Annotated in this window: 15 protein-coding genes; 5 read left to right on the top strand and 10 right to left on the bottom strand. The window is 70.8% G+C overall.

Going from position 1 to position 14,452, the window contains the following annotated elements:
• Positions 1–236: 236 nt before the first annotated feature.
• The 3 genes from ACFWWR_RS38730 to ACFWWR_RS38720 all read right to left on the bottom strand — a co-directional run bounded on the left by ACFWWR_RS38730 (position 237) and on the right by ACFWWR_RS38720 (position 2,155).
• Positions 237–506: a helix-turn-helix domain-containing protein gene (locus ACFWWR_RS38730; RefSeq protein ID WP_383872842.1), complete on the bottom strand. Its 270-nt coding sequence runs from the start codon at positions 504–506 to the stop codon at positions 237–239.
• The gene (locus ACFWWR_RS38725; RefSeq protein ID WP_383872839.1) at positions 506–988 is read right to left on the bottom strand and encodes a DUF2975 domain-containing protein; all 483 of its coding nucleotides are present in this window, start codon (positions 986–988) and stop codon (positions 506–508) included. Before ACFWWR_RS38725 ends, ACFWWR_RS38730 begins: the two co-directional genes overlap by 1 nt.
• 90 nt (positions 989–1,078) lie before the next feature.
• Positions 1,079–2,155, bottom strand: a complete 1,077-nt coding sequence (locus ACFWWR_RS38720; protein ID WP_384308355.1) for a fatty acid desaturase family protein — start codon at positions 2,153–2,155, stop codon at positions 1,079–1,081.
• A 669-nt stretch (positions 2,156–2,824) separates the two neighbouring features.
• On the opposite strand from ACFWWR_RS38720, the gene ACFWWR_RS38715 reads away from it, so the two are divergent.
• On the top strand, positions 2,825–4,018 hold the full coding sequence (locus ACFWWR_RS38715) for a N(5)-(carboxyethyl)ornithine synthase (protein ID WP_384308349.1): 1,194 nt from the start codon (positions 2,825–2,827) through the stop codon (positions 4,016–4,018).
• A 21-nt stretch (positions 4,019–4,039) separates the two neighbouring features.
• Here the strand turns inward: ACFWWR_RS38715 and ACFWWR_RS38710 are convergent, their stop codons facing one another.
• The 3 genes from ACFWWR_RS38710 to ACFWWR_RS38700 all read right to left on the bottom strand — a co-directional run bounded on the left by ACFWWR_RS38710 (position 4,040) and on the right by ACFWWR_RS38700 (position 8,422).
• Positions 4,040–5,251, bottom strand: coding sequence for an LCP family protein (locus ACFWWR_RS38710; RefSeq protein WP_383872834.1), 1,212 nt, complete (start codon positions 5,249–5,251; stop codon positions 4,040–4,042).
• Positions 5,252–5,281: 30 nt separating this feature from the next.
• Positions 5,282–7,360: a bifunctional polysaccharide deacetylase/glycosyltransferase family 2 protein gene (locus ACFWWR_RS38705; protein ID WP_383872832.1), complete on the bottom strand. Its 2,079-nt coding sequence runs from the start codon at positions 7,358–7,360 to the stop codon at positions 5,282–5,284.
• Positions 7,361–7,621: 261 nt separating this feature from the next.
• Positions 7,622–8,422: a pectate lyase gene (locus tag ACFWWR_RS38700; RefSeq protein WP_384308346.1), complete on the bottom strand. Its 801-nt coding sequence runs from the start codon at positions 8,420–8,422 to the stop codon at positions 7,622–7,624.
• Positions 8,423–8,653: 231 nt separating this feature from the next.
• Here ACFWWR_RS38700 and ACFWWR_RS38695 point away from each other — a divergent pair, with 231 nt between their 5' ends.
• Entirely contained in the window at positions 8,654–8,839 is a 186-nt protein-coding gene (locus ACFWWR_RS38695; protein WP_384308343.1) for a hypothetical protein, read from the top strand.
• Positions 8,840–9,021: 182 nt separating this feature from the next.
• Here the strand turns inward: ACFWWR_RS38695 and ACFWWR_RS38690 are convergent, their stop codons facing one another.
• Entirely contained in the window at positions 9,022–9,165 is a 144-nt protein-coding gene (locus tag ACFWWR_RS38690) for a hypothetical protein (RefSeq protein ID WP_383872827.1), read from the bottom strand.
• A 238-nt stretch (positions 9,166–9,403) separates the two neighbouring features.
• On the opposite strand from ACFWWR_RS38690, the gene ACFWWR_RS38685 reads away from it, so the two are divergent.
• Together ACFWWR_RS38685 and ACFWWR_RS38680 are read left to right on the top strand one after the other, a co-directional pair.
• Positions 9,404–10,297, top strand: coding sequence for a hypothetical protein (locus ACFWWR_RS38685; RefSeq protein WP_384308340.1), 894 nt, complete (start codon positions 9,404–9,406; stop codon positions 10,295–10,297).
• Positions 10,298–10,358: 61 nt separating this feature from the next.
• Positions 10,359–11,036 (top strand): formylglycine-generating enzyme family protein, encoded by a 678-nt coding sequence (locus ACFWWR_RS38680; RefSeq protein ID WP_383872822.1) that lies wholly within the window; start codon positions 10,359–10,361, stop codon positions 11,034–11,036.
• On the opposite strand, the gene ACFWWR_RS38675 is transcribed toward ACFWWR_RS38680, so the two are convergent.
• On the bottom strand, positions 11,033–11,872 hold the full coding sequence (locus ACFWWR_RS38675) for a helix-turn-helix transcriptional regulator (RefSeq protein ID WP_383872819.1): 840 nt from the start codon (positions 11,870–11,872) through the stop codon (positions 11,033–11,035). The genes ACFWWR_RS38680 and ACFWWR_RS38675 overlap by 4 nt on opposite strands.
• A gap of 101 nt (positions 11,873–11,973) precedes the next feature.
• Here ACFWWR_RS38675 and ACFWWR_RS38670 point away from each other — a divergent pair, with 101 nt between their 5' ends.
• Positions 11,974–12,681: an SDR family oxidoreductase gene (locus ACFWWR_RS38670; protein WP_383872816.1), complete on the top strand. Its 708-nt coding sequence runs from the start codon at positions 11,974–11,976 to the stop codon at positions 12,679–12,681.
• A gap of 42 nt (positions 12,682–12,723) precedes the next feature.
• Here the strand turns inward: ACFWWR_RS38670 and ACFWWR_RS38665 are convergent, their stop codons facing one another.
• Both ACFWWR_RS38665 and ACFWWR_RS38660 read right to left on the bottom strand, forming a co-directional pair.
• A complete protein-coding gene (locus tag ACFWWR_RS38665) occupies positions 12,724–13,917 on the bottom strand; it encodes a CaiB/BaiF CoA transferase family protein (protein WP_384308338.1) in 1,194 nt (397 codons plus the stop codon).
• Positions 13,914–14,372, bottom strand: coding sequence for a MarR family winged helix-turn-helix transcriptional regulator (locus ACFWWR_RS38660; RefSeq protein ID WP_383872809.1), 459 nt, complete (start codon positions 14,370–14,372; stop codon positions 13,914–13,916). The genes ACFWWR_RS38665 and ACFWWR_RS38660 overlap by 4 nt, the downstream gene beginning before the upstream one ends.
• Positions 14,373–14,452: the final 80 nt, after the last annotated feature.

Genomic DNA, 14,452 nt, shown 5'->3' with positions numbered 1-14,452 from the left:
CTAGGGCCTGTCCGGCGGATCATGCCGCAGACGCGGGGCCTGGCACGCCGATCTGCGGCGTTGTCGTCGGTTGCCGACTCCTCCACTCTCGACTTTCGCTCGAGCGGGGGGACCCCGTCGCGTCGACGCCCTCCTCCGCCTTGCAGCTCGACGCACCAGGCCCCGCTCACCTGCGTCGATGAGACGCCGCAGACTTCCTGCGACTTGATCCGCCGGACAGGCCTTAGCGCCGCGGGTCATCCCTCCGTGCCGCCAGGCGCTGCCGGTGAGGCCTGGAGGTCGGCGAGCGTGTCGTCGGCGTTCTCGGCCTCCCAGCGCAGCAGGTCTCCCGGCTGGCACTCGAGCACCTCGCAGAGCGCGGCGAGCGTCGTGAAGCGCACCGCCTTGGCGCGGCCGTTCTTGAGCACCGCCAGGTTGGCGGGTGTGATGCCGACGCGGTCCGCGAGCTCGCCCACGGACATCTTCCGCTTGGCCAGCATGACGTCGATGTCGACGGCGATCGGCATCAGATCACCTCTGCCAGCTCGGCCTGCAACTGCGCGGCCTCGACGTCGCGCGCGACGGCCTGGGCGAGCAGCATCCGCAGCACGAGCACGATGAGCGCGACGCCCAGGACCCCCAGGGCGATCCCGCCCAGCAGGAGCACGACGCCCGGGGCCACGTCCTCGCCGGGAGCCAGGACCACCCCGAGCGCGAACACCAGGAGCGCGGCCGTCGCCATCGCGCCGATCACGACGTGCACGTACCGGAAGGCGGCGTGGGAGAACACGGTTCCCCGCCGCACCATCGCCACCAGCCGCCACACGCAGACCAGGACGACCTGGACCGTAACCATCCCCAGGACCACGATCACGAGGACCGGTGTGCGCCGGTCGAAGTCCTTCATGTCGAGGGCCAGTAGCGGCACCATCACCGCCTGCACGCCCACCGAACCGGCGAGCAGCACCACGAGCACGGCGCGCAGCGCAAGCACTGTCAGCTTCCCCATCGTCTCTCCTTCGATCGAGGCACGATGGAAATCTATCGATACTCGATAGGAGAGGCAAGCGGGATGCGGCGGGCGGCGGTTCCGAAAGGATCAGTACTCGAGTTCGGGGCGAAGCGGCCCGCCCACCGCGTGGAGGTGCCGCAGCACCTGGGCGTAGGAGTCGAGGAGCCCGGTCTCGTGGTAGGCGATGCCGTGACGGGAGCAGAACGTGCGCACGATCTCCTGGGCATGGCGCAGGCTGGGGCGCGGCATGGAGGGGAACAGGTGGTGTTCGATCTGGTAGTTCAGACCGCCGAGGGCGAAGTCGGTGACCCGGTGGCCTCGGATGTTGCGTGAGGTCAGTACCTGCCGGCGCAGGAAGTCGATCTTGGCGTCCTTGGCGAACATGGGCATGCCCTTGTGGTTGGGCGCGAACGAGCACCCCATGTACAGCCCGAACAGTCCTTGGTGCACGGCGATGAAGCACAGGGCCTGGACGGGGGACAGGACCAGGAACACGGCCGCGAGGTAGCCGACGAGGTGCGCGGTCAGCAGTCCCGCCTCGGACAGCTTGGTCAGACGCGAAGCGCGGGTGCCGGCGCGGTCGAACAGCGCCCGTACGCCGGCCACGTGCAGGGCGAGCCCTTCCAGGAGCAGCATCGGGAAGAACAGCCAGGCCTGATGACGGCCCAGCCAGGCATACGCCCCGCTGCGGACACGGGCCTGGTCCTCGGTGAAGGCGATCGCGCCGTCGGCGATGTCGGGGTCGCGGTCGACGTGGTTGGGGTGGGAGTGGTGCCGGTTGTGCTTGGCGATCCACCAGCCGTAGCTGAGACCGATCAGCAGGTCGGCGTGCACCCGGCCGATCAGGTTGTTGACGCGCTTGGAGGCGGCGATCTGATGGTGCCCGGCGTCGTGCCCGATGAACCCGGTCTGGGTGAACATCACCGCGAGGAAGGCGGCGGTCAGCAGCTGCCACCACGACTCCCCGATCAGGGCGAACGCGGTCCATCCGGCGGCCAGCAGCAGCAGGTTCGCCCCGACCTTGACCGAGTAGTAGCCCGGGCGCCGGTTCAGCAGCCCGCTCTGCTTGACCTCGCGGGACAGCACGGCGTAGTCGCTGCCCCGGCTGCCGGGCGGGGGACCCGTGATCCCGGCGGGATCTGCCGGATCGGTGCCCCGGTTCATGGTGTCAGTGGTCACGGATTGCCTTTCGGAGAGCGTGCGGGCCGGTGCCGGCGCGGGGGCAGGGCGTCGGGTGCGTGAAGCCCGTGGGGAAGCAGCGCGATGCAGGCCCGCGGCGCGGGCCTGCATCGGAACGGGGTGTCCTCAGAGTGCGCGGACCTGGTCGGCCCGCACGCCGCTGGAGGTGTGGATGGCCGAGTGGTGGACGATAAGTCCGGCCATGTGCGGTCTCCTTCGAGATGGCGAGTACGTCGAGTACGCGCGCTCGCGCGATCCCGGGCTGCTGGTCGCCAGCCGTCGAAGAAAAACCCGAAACGACGAAGCGCCCGCTGTCAGAACTCCGCGGGCGCTCACACGTTCGCAAACTTCAACTACAACCACTCTCCACAACGTCCGGAGTGCCGGCAAGGTTCCCGGCCGCGCGGGGGGAGGGGCCGACGACGCCCCGACGGTCGGCTCCGGGGCCCGCGGAGGAGTACGGTGGCGGCATCGAGCGCACCTCGCACGCCGTCATCCGTTTCGGCGTCGCCCTCGGAGCACGGCGCAGGCCGTCCGTATCCCGTTCCGCGCCGCGCCCCGCTTCGGCGGTTCCCGTTTCCCGAGGGCCCGAGAGGCATCCCGGGACCTCACGCACGACCCAAGCACCACAAAACTGAATGATTGAGGAAGCGCATGAGCCTGATGAGCCTCGGAGTATTCGCGTCCTCCCGCAAGGAGAACGAGTTCCGGCTGCCGCTGCACCCCGCCCACCTCGAGCGGATCGCGCCGGACCTGCGCGGGAGGATCTTCCTCGAAGAGGGATACGGCGATCGGTTCGGTGTCGCCGACGACGCTTTGCGGCCGCTCGTGGCGGGCCTGCGCTCCCGTGAGCAACTGGTCGCCGAGTGCGACGTGCTGCTGCTGCCCAAACCCATGCACGAGGACGTCGCCGCGCTGCGCGAGGGCCAGGTGCTGTGGGGATGGCCGCACTGCGTGCAGGACGAGAGGATGACCCAGCTCGCCATCGACCGACGGCTGACCCTCATCGCCTGGGAGGCCATGAACCACTGGACCTCCACGGGCGCCTTCAGCGTCCATGTGTTCCACAAGAACAACGAGCTGGCCGGCTACTGCTCGGTGCTGCACGCCCTGCAGCTCGGCGGGCTGACCGGGAGCTACGGCCGCCGCCTGCGCGCGGCGGTCATCAGCTTCGGCGCCACAGCGCGCGGAGCGGTCACGGGCCTGGGCGCCATGGGCGTGTCCGACGTCACGGTGCTCACCCAGCGTGCCGCGGCGGCGGTGGCCTCGCCGATGCCCTCGGTCGTGATGGGCCACTTCGAGGAGCAGGAGGACGATCCCTCGCGACTGCGGGCAGTCACCGCGGCCGGTTCCGTGCCGATGGCGGAGTACCTGGCCGGGTTCGACATCGTGGTCAACTGTGTCCTTCAGGACACCGACGCGCCGCTGACGTTCGTCACCGACAAGGAGCTTGCCCTGTTCCGGCCGGGGACCTTCTTCATCGACGTCTCCTGCGACGAGGGCATGGGTTTCGAGTGGGCCCGGCCGACCTCCTTCGGCGAGCCGATGCCCACGGTGGGCCCCGGCTGCCACTACTACGCGGTGGACCACAGCCCGTCCCACCTGTGGAACTCGGCGACGTGGGAGATCAGCGAGGCGCTCCTCCCGTATCTCCGCAAGGTCATGCGCGGCCCCGAGGCGTGGGACGCCGAGGTCACGCTCAGCAAAGCCATCGAGATCCGCGACGGCGTCGTGCAGAACCCGAAGATCCTGTCCTTCCAGCACCGGACGGCCGCCTATCCCCACGCCCCCGAGGCCCCGGTCGGCGCCCCCACCCCGGTGATGAGCACCTCCGCCCAGCCGGCCTGACAGACCGCCGGCCGGGCGTGGTCACTTCTCCCTCGGGAGCGTCACCGGCCGGTCGTCCCTCAGTTCCGCGAAGAGTTTCCGCGCCCGGCGGTCGTCCCACTTCACGGCACTTCCTTTGGACGTGGCGAGGGCGGGGTCGGAGACGGGCACGTTGATCTGTCTGCCGCCGGCCGTGACGCCCCGCATCGCCTGGAACAGCGACATGAGATCCCGTAGCTCCGTGTCCTGGTCCACGACGAGCGTGTCGAGGCCCGCTTCGAGGGTCGGGAAGGCCTTGGCGGGGTTGAGGAGTGTCCCTGCAGTGGCGGCCTTCCCGGCGAGCGCGGTGAGGAACCTCTGCTGGTTGCGCGTGCGTCCCAGGTCGCCCTGGGTTTCCTGTTTGCGCTGCCGGACGAACGCCAGCGCCTGGGCGCCGTCCAGGGTCTGGCAGCCTTTCGGCAGGTCCGCGCCCGACTTCTCGTCCTGGACGGCACGGTCCAGGCACAGGTCCACGCCGCCGACCGCGTCCACCACGCCGACGAAGCCCGCGAAGCCGATCTCCGCGTAGTGGTCGACACGCAGCCCGGTGTTGCGTTCCACGGCCCGTACGAGCAGGTCGGGGCCGCCGAGCGAGAACGCGGCGTTCAGCTTGTCGGGCTGGGCGCGGAAGTTCCTGCCGGTCTCGGGACGGATGTACGGGGGGACGGTCACCCACGAGTCGCGCGGCAGGCTCATCATCGTGGTGCCGTTCGCGCCGGTGTGCAGCAGGATCATCGAGTCGGTGCGGCGGCCCTCGGCCGAGCCGGTCCGCAGATCCTTCCTGGCCTGCTCCGACAGGCCCTCGCGACTGTCGGAGCCCACGATCAGGTAGTTGGTTCCCCGCCCGTCCGCCGGGCGGTCCGGCAGCGCGCCGAGGTCGACCTCCTGGTCGAGCTTGGTGTCCGCCCACACGTACGTGCCGACGGAGGAGACGGACAGCGCGCAGACCACGAGAATCGCCAGCCGCGTGACCCTGCGTCGCCGGGTGGGACGCGGCTTGGGGGAACGACGGCCCCCCGCGTCCCCGTGGGGGCTGCGCCCGTGGCCCGTGCGGCCCGGAGTGGCGGGCGAGGGCATGCCCGGAAGTGGTGCCGTACGCGTCGTCGGCGACGCCCCTTTTCCGCGCGGCACCCGCCCCGTGACGCCGCGCGGCGGCTCCACCACACCACCGCTCCGGTCGTAGTGGCCCGCCGGGCGGTCGGTCCCGTCACTCATCAGCCTGCTCAGTCCCTCACCACATCGGGATCATCTCGTCGGCAGGCTCTTATACGAGGCCGGACCTCCGATCTGTTCAGCGGCCGTACCGGAACGCTTCATGCGCTGCCACTTCAGCCGACTGCCCAACAGGGCGGCGACCACGGACTGGATGACGACCAGGTACATCAACTGCCGGTAGACGAAGAGCTGGAAAGGCATCGACCACAGGGCCCGCTTCCGCTCCCCGTCGAGCTGCAACGCATAACCGGCGCACACCAGTTGGACGCCCAGGAAGCCGAACCACACCACGGCCGAACTCAGTGGATCGAGGAACAGCACGCCGTACAGGGCGAAGACGTCGATGACCGGCGCGAGCAGCGGCAGGACGACCTGGAACAGCGCGAGGTACGTGAGTCCGCGCCTGCCGAAGCGCCCGGCCACGCCCACTTCCAGGACCGCGCCGCGGTGTTTCCACATGGCCTGGATGGTGCCGAAGCACCAGCGGTAGCGCTGACGCCACAACTGGCGCAGGGAGGTGGGCACTTCGGTCCAGGCGACGGCGGACTCCTCGTAGAGCACCCGCCAGCCCGCCCGCCACAGCGCCATCGTGAGGTCGGTGTCCTCGGCGAGGGTGTCGTCGCTGACCCCGCCGACGCCCATCAGCGCCTCCCGTCGGAACGCCCCGATGGCCCCGGGAACGGTGGTCATGCACTCCAGCACCTCGAACATCCGGCGGTCGAGATTGAAGCCGAAGCAGTACTCGAGATGCTGCCACTTGGCGAGCAGGCCCCGCCGGTTGCCGACCTTGGTGTTGCCGCTGACCGCGCCGACGGCCGGGTGTGCCAGCGGCTGCACGAGATGGTGGATGGCGTCCGGTTCGAAGACGGTGTCGGCGTCGACCATGACCACGATGCCGTAACTCGCCTGATCCAGACCGGTGTTGAGGGCGGCGGCCTTTCCTCCGTTGGGCTTGCGGATCACCAGCACGCGCGGATCGCCGATGCCCTCGGCGAGCTCCGCCGTACGGTCCGTCGAGCCGTCGTCGACCACGATGATCTGCAGCTGGGGGTAGTCGGAGGCGAGCAGGGAAAGAACGGTGGACTCGATGCCGGCCTCTTCGTTGTAGGCGGGCACGAGCACCGTCACCGGTTCCGTCACCTCCCGCAGCCAGGGCGCGCCCGGCCGGGAGTGCTCCAGTCGCCGGACGTGAGCACGCGCGAAGACGGCGAGCAGCACCAGGCGCAGCACCCCGAGAGCGCCCGCGATGCCGAGCGTCCAGGTCATGGCGTTCGAGAACGCGTGCCCGACGGTGGTGGCCCAGACGAGGGCGGTGCCACGCCACCTCGCGAGGGTCGACACCGGGGCGTAAGGCGTGAGCCGGAGCCCTGCCGAGACGGTGGTGAAGCGGTCTACGCTCCGGCTCTCGAGAAGCCTCTCCGCCGCCCGGTAGGCGGGTGCCGTCTGGCTGAGCTGCCGGACCAGGCCCTGTGCCGGCTTCCGGGACGCCTTGTCGGAGGCGACCAGGACGTAACCCTGGGCGGTGGCGCGCCGTGCCGCCTGCCACTCGCGGCCGCACAGGGTGTCGGGCGAGGTGGTCCGCGGCATCCGCAGCAGGTTGGTGCGAAGGCCCGCGGTACCCGCCAACGCGCTTTGCGTCAGGTCCAGTTCGGCGGAGAAGCGGGCGGACGACGTCTCACCCAGGGCGGCACCGGTGTAGGTGTTCGAGCCGATCTCGTGCCCCTCGTCGCGGATCCGCCGTACCAGGTCCGGATGGCGGGCCGCCTGCGAGCCGAAGAGGAAGAAGGTGGCGCGCGCCCGGTGCTGTCGCAGCAGGTCGAGCAGGCGCGGGGTCCACACGGGGTCGGGACCGCCGTCGAAGGTGAGCGCGACGGTGCGGGCGGGCATCGAGCCGGTCTGTATTCCGTTGCGGTTGATGCCCACCACTGGGCCGCCGCCCGCCACGGCGTCGGGTACGGGCGAGGTGCAGGCGGACCGGGTCTTCGCCGCGTCGACCTCGTGGTTGGTCCACCCCTCGAAGAGCAGGGCCCCGAACATCGCGGGAAGGACGAGTATCAGTAACAGCCAGTGTCCGCGCGGGTCGCGGGACTGCTTGTGCCGAGCTTTCACGGAACGTCGTCCCCCCTTGCGGCCGATGTGCCGAGCAGGTCGCAAGTGGCCTGCGGCGCGGGCGCCTTGAAGCGCCTCGCGCCCCGACGGGCCACGTTCCGGGCCGTTCTTCTCCAGTCGTGGGTGTCGGGGCGCGAGGCGCGAGGGGACGTCTTCTTCCACTGCCTGACGGGACTGGAGTTACGCATGGGGCGGGAGTCTAGCCACAGCTTTTCGCTTGCATGGCCGTAACACCGATCCTCACAGGAAGCCGGGGACGGGTCACTTGTAGGCGATGCCCGATGCGCTGTAGCGGCAGGACGTGCCGTCCGGGCCGCTGCCGAGCTTGCTCGGCTCCGCGCCGGTGGTGTTGCCCTGGAAACGCTCGCAGATGGTGATGTCCCCGCCGCTGTCGCCGACGACCGTCACACCGGAAAGGGTGGCGGTGTCCCCGTAGTTGGCGTTGATGCCGGCCACCACCTTGCCGGGGCCGGTCACCCTGACGTTGTCGATCACGACGTGGCGCTTGTACTGCGTTTCGCAGTTGCCGCACGAGCGGTAGAGCTTGCCGAACTCGGCGACCTGGAAGTTCCTGATCGTCAGCGTGCCGGCACCGTTGTGCTGGAAGACCTTGTCGTCCGCCTTCCGTGCGCCACCGCCGACCACGAGGTACGTGGCCGAGGGCGAGGTGCCCTTGAAGGTGGCCGCGTCCTCGCCGACGTCCTGCCACCACACGTTCTGCAGGGTGCAACTGCCCAGGCAGTGCACGCCGTCGGCGGCCGGTGCGCCGAGAACGACGTTCTTCAGGACGGCTCCGTCGGCCAGCTCGAACACCGGATCCTGGTCCTCGCCCTGGCCGGAGCCGCCCAGGGCGCCAGAGCCGTAGAAGCGTTGCAGGCCGCCGTCGTAGCTGCCGGAGACCCTGATGGTGGACGTCACCGCCTTGCCGCCGGTGGCGGTGGGCCAGGAACCGAGGGCGGAGACGGGGGAAGGGCGCTTGGCGGCGGACGCGGACGCGCTCTTGCTCGCCGAAGCCGAAGCCGAAGCCGAAGCCGAGGCCGAGACCGAGGCGGAAGCCGACACGGACGGCGAAGGGGAGGGTGACGATGCCGAAGCCGAAGGGGGAGGCGACGCCGAAGCGGGCGGCGAGGACCAGTTCTTGACCGCCGCCGGTCCGGAGTCCGGTGACCTCATCAGCAGACCGCCGGTGATCGCACCCCCGACCAGAGCGGTGGCCACCACGCTGATCAGAACCGTGCGACGGTTCGTTCTCCCACGCCGCGTCCGGCGGTGCAGGGCTGTTCTCGTACTCACGTGGTGACCTTCGTTCAGCAGTTCGTGGAGCGCGTCACCTACCAGTCGCCACCGCTCCCGCAAAGGTTGCCGGGAGACCGCAGGGGCGGCGGACGCCCGCCCAGCGCCTCGGGCAGCCAGGCGTCCGCACGCCACCGCCGTCCGGCCGGCCGGCCCGCGACGGTCGCGCTCGACGCCCTCGTGTGAGGCCGCCCGGGCCCCGAGCCGTTCGAGCCCGGCCGAGCTGCCCAGCCACGGCGCACCCGACCGATGCTGTACCCGCACCGGCACCGTAGGGCTCCACGCGTCGAGCGCGTCCCGGTCCAGGTCGCCGTGGACGACGTCGTCGGCCAGCTCCTCGAACGCCCTCCGTGGATCCTCCACGGACATCAGTCGCCGGTCGCCGGTCGCCGGTCGTCGGCGCCGGCCTCCGGTGCGGTCAGTGTCAGGGTCAGCGCCTCCAGCAGCGGACCCAGCCGGTCCGGCAGCCGCCGTGTCGCCATCCCGATGGTCGGCGGCAAGGAGTCGGCCACTCGGGCAGCGGCGGCTGCGACAGCGCTGGGATCGGCGCGATGCGATCGGACGGGTCACGGGAGTGCCGGGCGGCGGCGCGACAGAGGTGACCACTGTGCCCACGGCGGACCTCCCGGTGGAGGCACAACTGGTCGGCTGAGCCGGGCAGGGCAACCTGCCCGACAGGTCGCGGCAACCAGGCCGGGCGTCGGCGGCGACACGAAGGTGAAATCCCCTACCCCACCGAGGGAGTTCACCATGCGCACCCGCATTGCGCGTCTGATCGCCGTCCTGACTGCCCTGGCAACGCTGTTCGCCTTGCCGGGCATGTCGGTGACCCCGGCCCAGGCGGCGGCGACCCCGACCGGGGCCGTGGCCGTCCCGGCCCAGGCCGCCGACGACTGGAATCCGCCCGCCAACCTCGTCCAGCCGCTGAACGAGGTCTGGAACCACGTCCAGTCGACCTACCCGGACCTCTACGGCTTCCGGAACTACGGCTGGGACCAGGTCATGGCCAACAAGGGAAGCGTCAACTACTGCGTCCGCTGGGAGTCCGACGCCCCCGTCAGCACCGCCCTGCGCGACCGGATCCACACCGCGCTGAAGAAGCAGTTCGGCAAGTGGACGGCGGCGATGGTCGAAGGCGGCAAGGGGCACAACGCCTGGCCGTACACCACCGTTCCCGTCAACATCGTCGGCTGGGCGGTCAAGTCCCGCTCGACCCTGCAGTGGACCGACAACTCCGTCGACATCTACGCGGGAAACCTCGACGGCGGCGGTGCCCCGCAGTGCGCGCCGGACTGCGGCCGCTTCTTCCACCAGGACGGCAACTACTCCAAGTGCCCGGGCGGCGCGGCCCGCCACTACGACCAGTCGCTGTGGCTGACCAAGGGATTCCAGGGCGGCGCCGGCGGCGACTGGGGCCAGCGGGTCGGCCAGGAGTACTTCACCGGCGCGCTGGACCAGGAGAACATCCACATCTACCTGCACGAGGTCGGCCACACCTTCGGCCTCGACGACTTCTACGACTGGACCCCGACCGGCCAGTGCTGCTTCCTCATGAAGGCGGGCAGCGCCGCGCAGATCACGGAGTTCGACAAGTGGATGTTCCGCGACTTCTGGCGCCACCTGAAGAACCGCTACGGCTACTGAGGACCCGTCGTGGCGGATCATCCACCCGGCCTGCTTTCCGGCCCGGTGAGATCATCCGCGCATGAACCTGAGCACGGAGCATCAGATGATCGCCGTCCCCGCCGGAGAGGTCACGCTGGCCGACCGGCGGACCGAACGCAGCTGGAAGGTGGGGCTCGCGCCCTACCTGCTGGCCGCGTACCCCGTCACCCAGGAGCTGTACGCCCAGGTGACGGGGCATCGCCCCAGTGCCGCGCAGGGTGACCGGTTACCCGTCGAGGGGGTCTCCTGGTGGGACGCGGTCCGGTTCTGCAACGCCCTGTCCGAGCGCGCCGGCCTGGCGCCCGCGTACCGCGTCCACGCCGACGGCGAAGGAGTCGACCGGGACGTGGACGCCGACGGGTACCGGCTGCCGACCGAGGCGGAGTGGGAGCACGCCTGCCGCGCCGGCACCACCGGTCCGCGGTACGGACCCCTCGACGAGATCGCCTGGCACCGCGGCACCTCGGACGAACGGATCCACGAGGTGGGTGGCAGACGGCCCAACCCATGGGGTCTGTACGACATGCTCGGCAACGTCTGGGAGTGGTGCTGGGATCTCTACGACCCTGAGGTCTACGGCAGTTACCGGGTGCTGCGCGGGGGCGGCTGGTTCGACGAGCACTGGAGCTGCCGGGCGTCCGTGCGCCGCCGCAGCCATCCGACGTTCCGGGTGGACGACGTGGGGTTCCGCGTCACGCGTTCCGCGGCGTCCGGCTAGCCGACGAGGGTCTGGGTGCCGAGGACCGAGAGCAGCCTCAGCCGCTCGGCGTCCTCCGTGCCGGGCCGGGCCGTGTAGACGATGACGCGCAGATCGCTGCCCGCCACGCTGAGCACGTCGCAGTCCAGCCTCACCACGCCCACCTGCGGATGCTCGATGGTCTTGCGCGAGCCCTCCAGCCGGCCGACCACGCCCGCCTCCCACAGCTCGGCGAACCGTTCGCTGTCGGCGCGCAACTGCGCGATCAAGCACCGCAGTTGCGGGTCCTCGGGGTACCTCTGCGCGGTCGCGCGCAGTTCGGAGACCATGGCGGCCTCGAAGGCGCGCATCTCCTCCGGTGTGTGCCGGACGCGGGTGCTCGCGCCCGTGAAGTTGCGCCACACGCCGTTGCGTTCGAAGCCGCGCCGCTCGGACGGATCGCCCATCAGCGCCGCGTACATCGGGTTGGCCAGGAGCAGCGTCCAGGCCGCGTCGGAGACGCCGACGGGGGTGTCCACCAGCCGGTCCAGCAGCCGCTGGACGCTGGGCGTGATGTGGGCGGGCACCGTTTCGGGGCCCGGCGGCACCAGCCCGGCCAGCCGGAACAGGTAGGCCCGCTCGTCCCCCGTCAGGCGCAGCGCGCGGCCCAGGGCCTCGACGACCTGCCCGGACGGGTGGGAGGCCCGGCCCTGTTCGAGGCGGGTGACGTAGTCGACGGAGATCCCGGCGAGCAGGCCGAGCTCCTCGCGCCGCAACCCGGCGGCGCGCCGCCTGCCGCCCGTGGGCAGACCGGCCGTCTGGGGGGAGACGCGGTCACGCCAGCGGCGCAGCGCATGTCCGAGTTCCGTCGCCGTCATGCCCCCAGTGAACACCGTCCGCCCAGGACGTGCCTGGTACCCGCAGTCCCAGGAAGAAGGGGCCTCTGGCCGGCCGCGCCATCGCGCCGGAACCTGGACGCATGACGACAACACTGATCACCGGAGCGAACAAGGGCCTGGGCTTCGAGACCGCCCGCCGGCTCGTCGCAGCGGGTCACACCGTCCTCCTCGGAAGCCGCGATGCCGAGCGCGGACGCCGGGCCGCCGAACGGATCGGCGCCCGGTTCGTCCTCCTGGACGTGACCGACGACGCCTCCGTCGAGGCCGCGGCGAAGACCGTCGCATCCGACGGTGGACTCGACGTCCTCGTCAACAACGCCGGAATCGAGGCGAGGGGAGAGGGCAACAGCGTGATCGGCGCCGCGGAGGTGACCGCCGACCTGATGCGGAGCGTGTTCGACACGAACGTCTTCGGCGTGGTCCGCGTCACCCACGCCTTCCTCCCGCTGCTGCAACGGTCGGCCGCGCCGGTCGTGGTCAACGTCAGCAGCGGCCTGGCCTCCCTGACCGCGCTCTCCGACCCGAACCATCCGGCGTATTCCTACCCGGGCGTCGCCTACCCGACGTCGAAGGCGGCGGTGAACGCGATCACCGTGCAGTACGCGAAGGCGTTCCCGGACATGCGGATCAACGCCGTCGAGCCCGGCTACACGGCGACGGACCTGAACGGGAACACCGGTACGCAGACCGTCGAGGAGGGCGCCGAGATCATCGTGCGGATGGCCCGGGTGACCCCCGACGGTCCCACCGGGGGTTACTTCGACGCCGAGGGCCGACTCCCCTGGTGAGACCCGGCCGCACTCGTCGGCCCGGCCGACGGTCCTCGGTGGTCAGATGACGGCGTCGGCGCGCAGCGCCTCGATGTCGCCGGTGCTCCAGCCGAGTGCCGTGAGGATCGCCTCGGTGTGCTCGCCCACGGCCGGTACGGGGTCCATGCGCGCCGGCAGCCCCGCCAGGTCGGCCGGCGGCAGCAGCGCCTGCACCGTTTCTCCGCCGGGGACGCCCACCTCGCGCCAGCGGCCGCGGGCCGCGAGGACCGGGTGGTCGAGGAACCCGGCGATGTCGTTGACCCCGGCGCAGGCGATGCCGATGGCCTCCAGGTCCTTCAGGATCTCCTCGGCGTCGGAGCGCGCGACGCGCTCGGCGACGACGGCGTTGAGTTCCTCGCGATGGACGACCCGGTCGGAGCCGGTCGCGAAGCGCGGGTCGTCGGCCAGCTCGGGCCGCCCGAGGAAGTCGGCGCACAGCGCGACCCACTCGCGTTCGTTCTGGATGGAGAACAGCACGTCCTTGCCGTCGGCGGCCGTGTAGGCGCCGTACGGCGCGATGGTCGCGTGCTGGGTGCCCAGGCGCGGGGGCTGGGTGCCGCCGTAGCGGGTGTAGTTGGCGGGCTGGCCCATCCACTCGGCCAGCGCCTCGAACAGGGACACCTCGACCGGGTGTGCCGTGCCGGTGGTGGCGCGCGTGAAGAGGGCGGTGAGGACGCCGGTGTAGGCGTACATCCCGGCCGCGATGTCGGCGACGGAGATGCCGACGCGGGCGGTCTCGTCGGCGGTGCCGGTCAGGGACACCAGGCCCGTCTGGCACTGCACCAGCAGGTCGTACGACTTGCGGTCGGCCCACGGTCCGGAGGTGCCGTAGCCGGAGATCGTGCACGGGATCAGCCGCGGCCACCGCTCCTGGAGGCGGTCCACGCCGAGGCCGAGCCGGTCGGCGGCTCCCGGCGCGAGGTTCTGGACGAACACGTCGGCGCCGCCGAGGAGTTCGTGCAGGATCTCGCGGCCCCGGGGGTCCTTGAGGTCCAGCGTGAGGGACTCCTTGGACCGGTTGAGCCACACGAAGTAGCTGGAGTGGCCGTGCACGGTCGTGTCGTAGCGGCGCGCGAAGTCGCCGTCGCCCGGCCGCTCCACCTTGATCACCCGGGCGCCGAGATCGGCGAGCTGCCGCGTGGCGAAGGGAGCGGCCACCGCCTGCTCCAGGCTGACCACGGTGATCCCGGACAGCGGAAGCGGCGGCAGGCTCATGCGGCTACGCCGAGGGTCTCGACGGCCCGTACCAGCGGGGCGAGTTCGGGGTTCCGCGCGGCCTCGTCGAGTGCTTCGCGCAGGGCTCTCTCGTTGGTGGGGCGGGCTTCCTCGAGGAGTTCACGACCGGCCGGGGTGACGTCGGTGTAGATGCCGCGGCGGTCGGTGGGGCAGAGGTAGCGGGAGAGCAGGCCGCGGTCTTCGAGGCGGGTGACCAGGCGGGTGGTGGCGCTCTGGCTGAGGACGACGGCGTCGGCGACCTGCTTCATCTGGAGGTGGCCGCCCTCCCCGTCGTGCTGGCGGCCGAGGACGTCCAGCAGGGAGTACTCGCGCACGCTCAGGTCGTGCCCCGCCTGCAGGGCCCGCTCGATGTGGGCCTCGATCCTGCCGTGCAGCAGGGAGAGGGCGCACCAGCCCTGTGCGAGGGCGGTGAGTGCGGGGTCTGTGGCGGTCATGGGGCCTGCTCCTCCGTCCCGAGGTGACTGACCATCCAGGATAGGGCATGCGTGAAATTTCCAGCGGATGCGCTTATACC

Source organism: Streptomyces sp. NPDC058678, assembly GCF_042714835.1.
In the GTDB taxonomy this organism is placed as follows: domain Bacteria; phylum Actinomycetota; class Actinomycetes; order Streptomycetales; family Streptomycetaceae; genus Streptomyces.
The sequence above is the reverse complement of the archived record's forward strand: the minus strand, read 5'-3'. Positions and strand labels throughout refer to the sequence as shown.

Bases quoted from the DNA above. Each gene is read 5' to 3' on its own strand.
- ACFWWR_RS38725 (WP_383872839.1), bottom strand. From the start codon at position 988: ATGGGGAAGCTGACAGTGCTTGCGCTGCGCGCCGTGCTCGTGGTGCTG.
- ACFWWR_RS38685 (WP_384308340.1), top strand. From the start codon at position 9,404: ATGCGCACCCGCATTGCGCGTCTGATCGCCGTCCTGACTGCCCTGGCA.
- ACFWWR_RS38710 (WP_383872834.1), bottom strand. From the start codon at position 5,251: ATGAGTGACGGGACCGACCGCCCGGCGGGCCACTACGACCGGAGCGGT.
- ACFWWR_RS38680 (WP_383872822.1), top strand. From the start codon at position 10,359: ATGAACCTGAGCACGGAGCATCAGATGATCGCCGTCCCCGCCGGAGAG.
- ACFWWR_RS38670 (WP_383872816.1), top strand. From the start codon at position 11,974: ATGACGACAACACTGATCACCGGAGCGAACAAGGGCCTGGGCTTCGAG.
- ACFWWR_RS38660 (WP_383872809.1), bottom strand. From the start codon at position 14,372: ATGACCGCCACAGACCCCGCACTCACCGCCCTCGCACAGGGCTGGTGC.
- ACFWWR_RS38665 (WP_384308338.1), bottom strand. From the start codon at position 13,917: ATGAGCCTGCCGCCGCTTCCGCTGTCCGGGATCACCGTGGTCAGCCTG.
- ACFWWR_RS38715 (WP_384308349.1), top strand. From the start codon at position 2,825: ATGAGCCTGATGAGCCTCGGAGTATTCGCGTCCTCCCGCAAGGAGAAC.
- ACFWWR_RS38730 (WP_383872842.1), bottom strand. From the start codon at position 506: ATGCCGATCGCCGTCGACATCGACGTCATGCTGGCCAAGCGGAAGATG.
- ACFWWR_RS38720 (WP_384308355.1), bottom strand. From the start codon at position 2,155: ATGAACCGGGGCACCGATCCGGCAGATCCCGCCGGGATCACGGGTCCC.
- ACFWWR_RS38675 (WP_383872819.1), bottom strand. From the start codon at position 11,872: ATGACGGCGACGGAACTCGGACATGCGCTGCGCCGCTGGCGTGACCGC.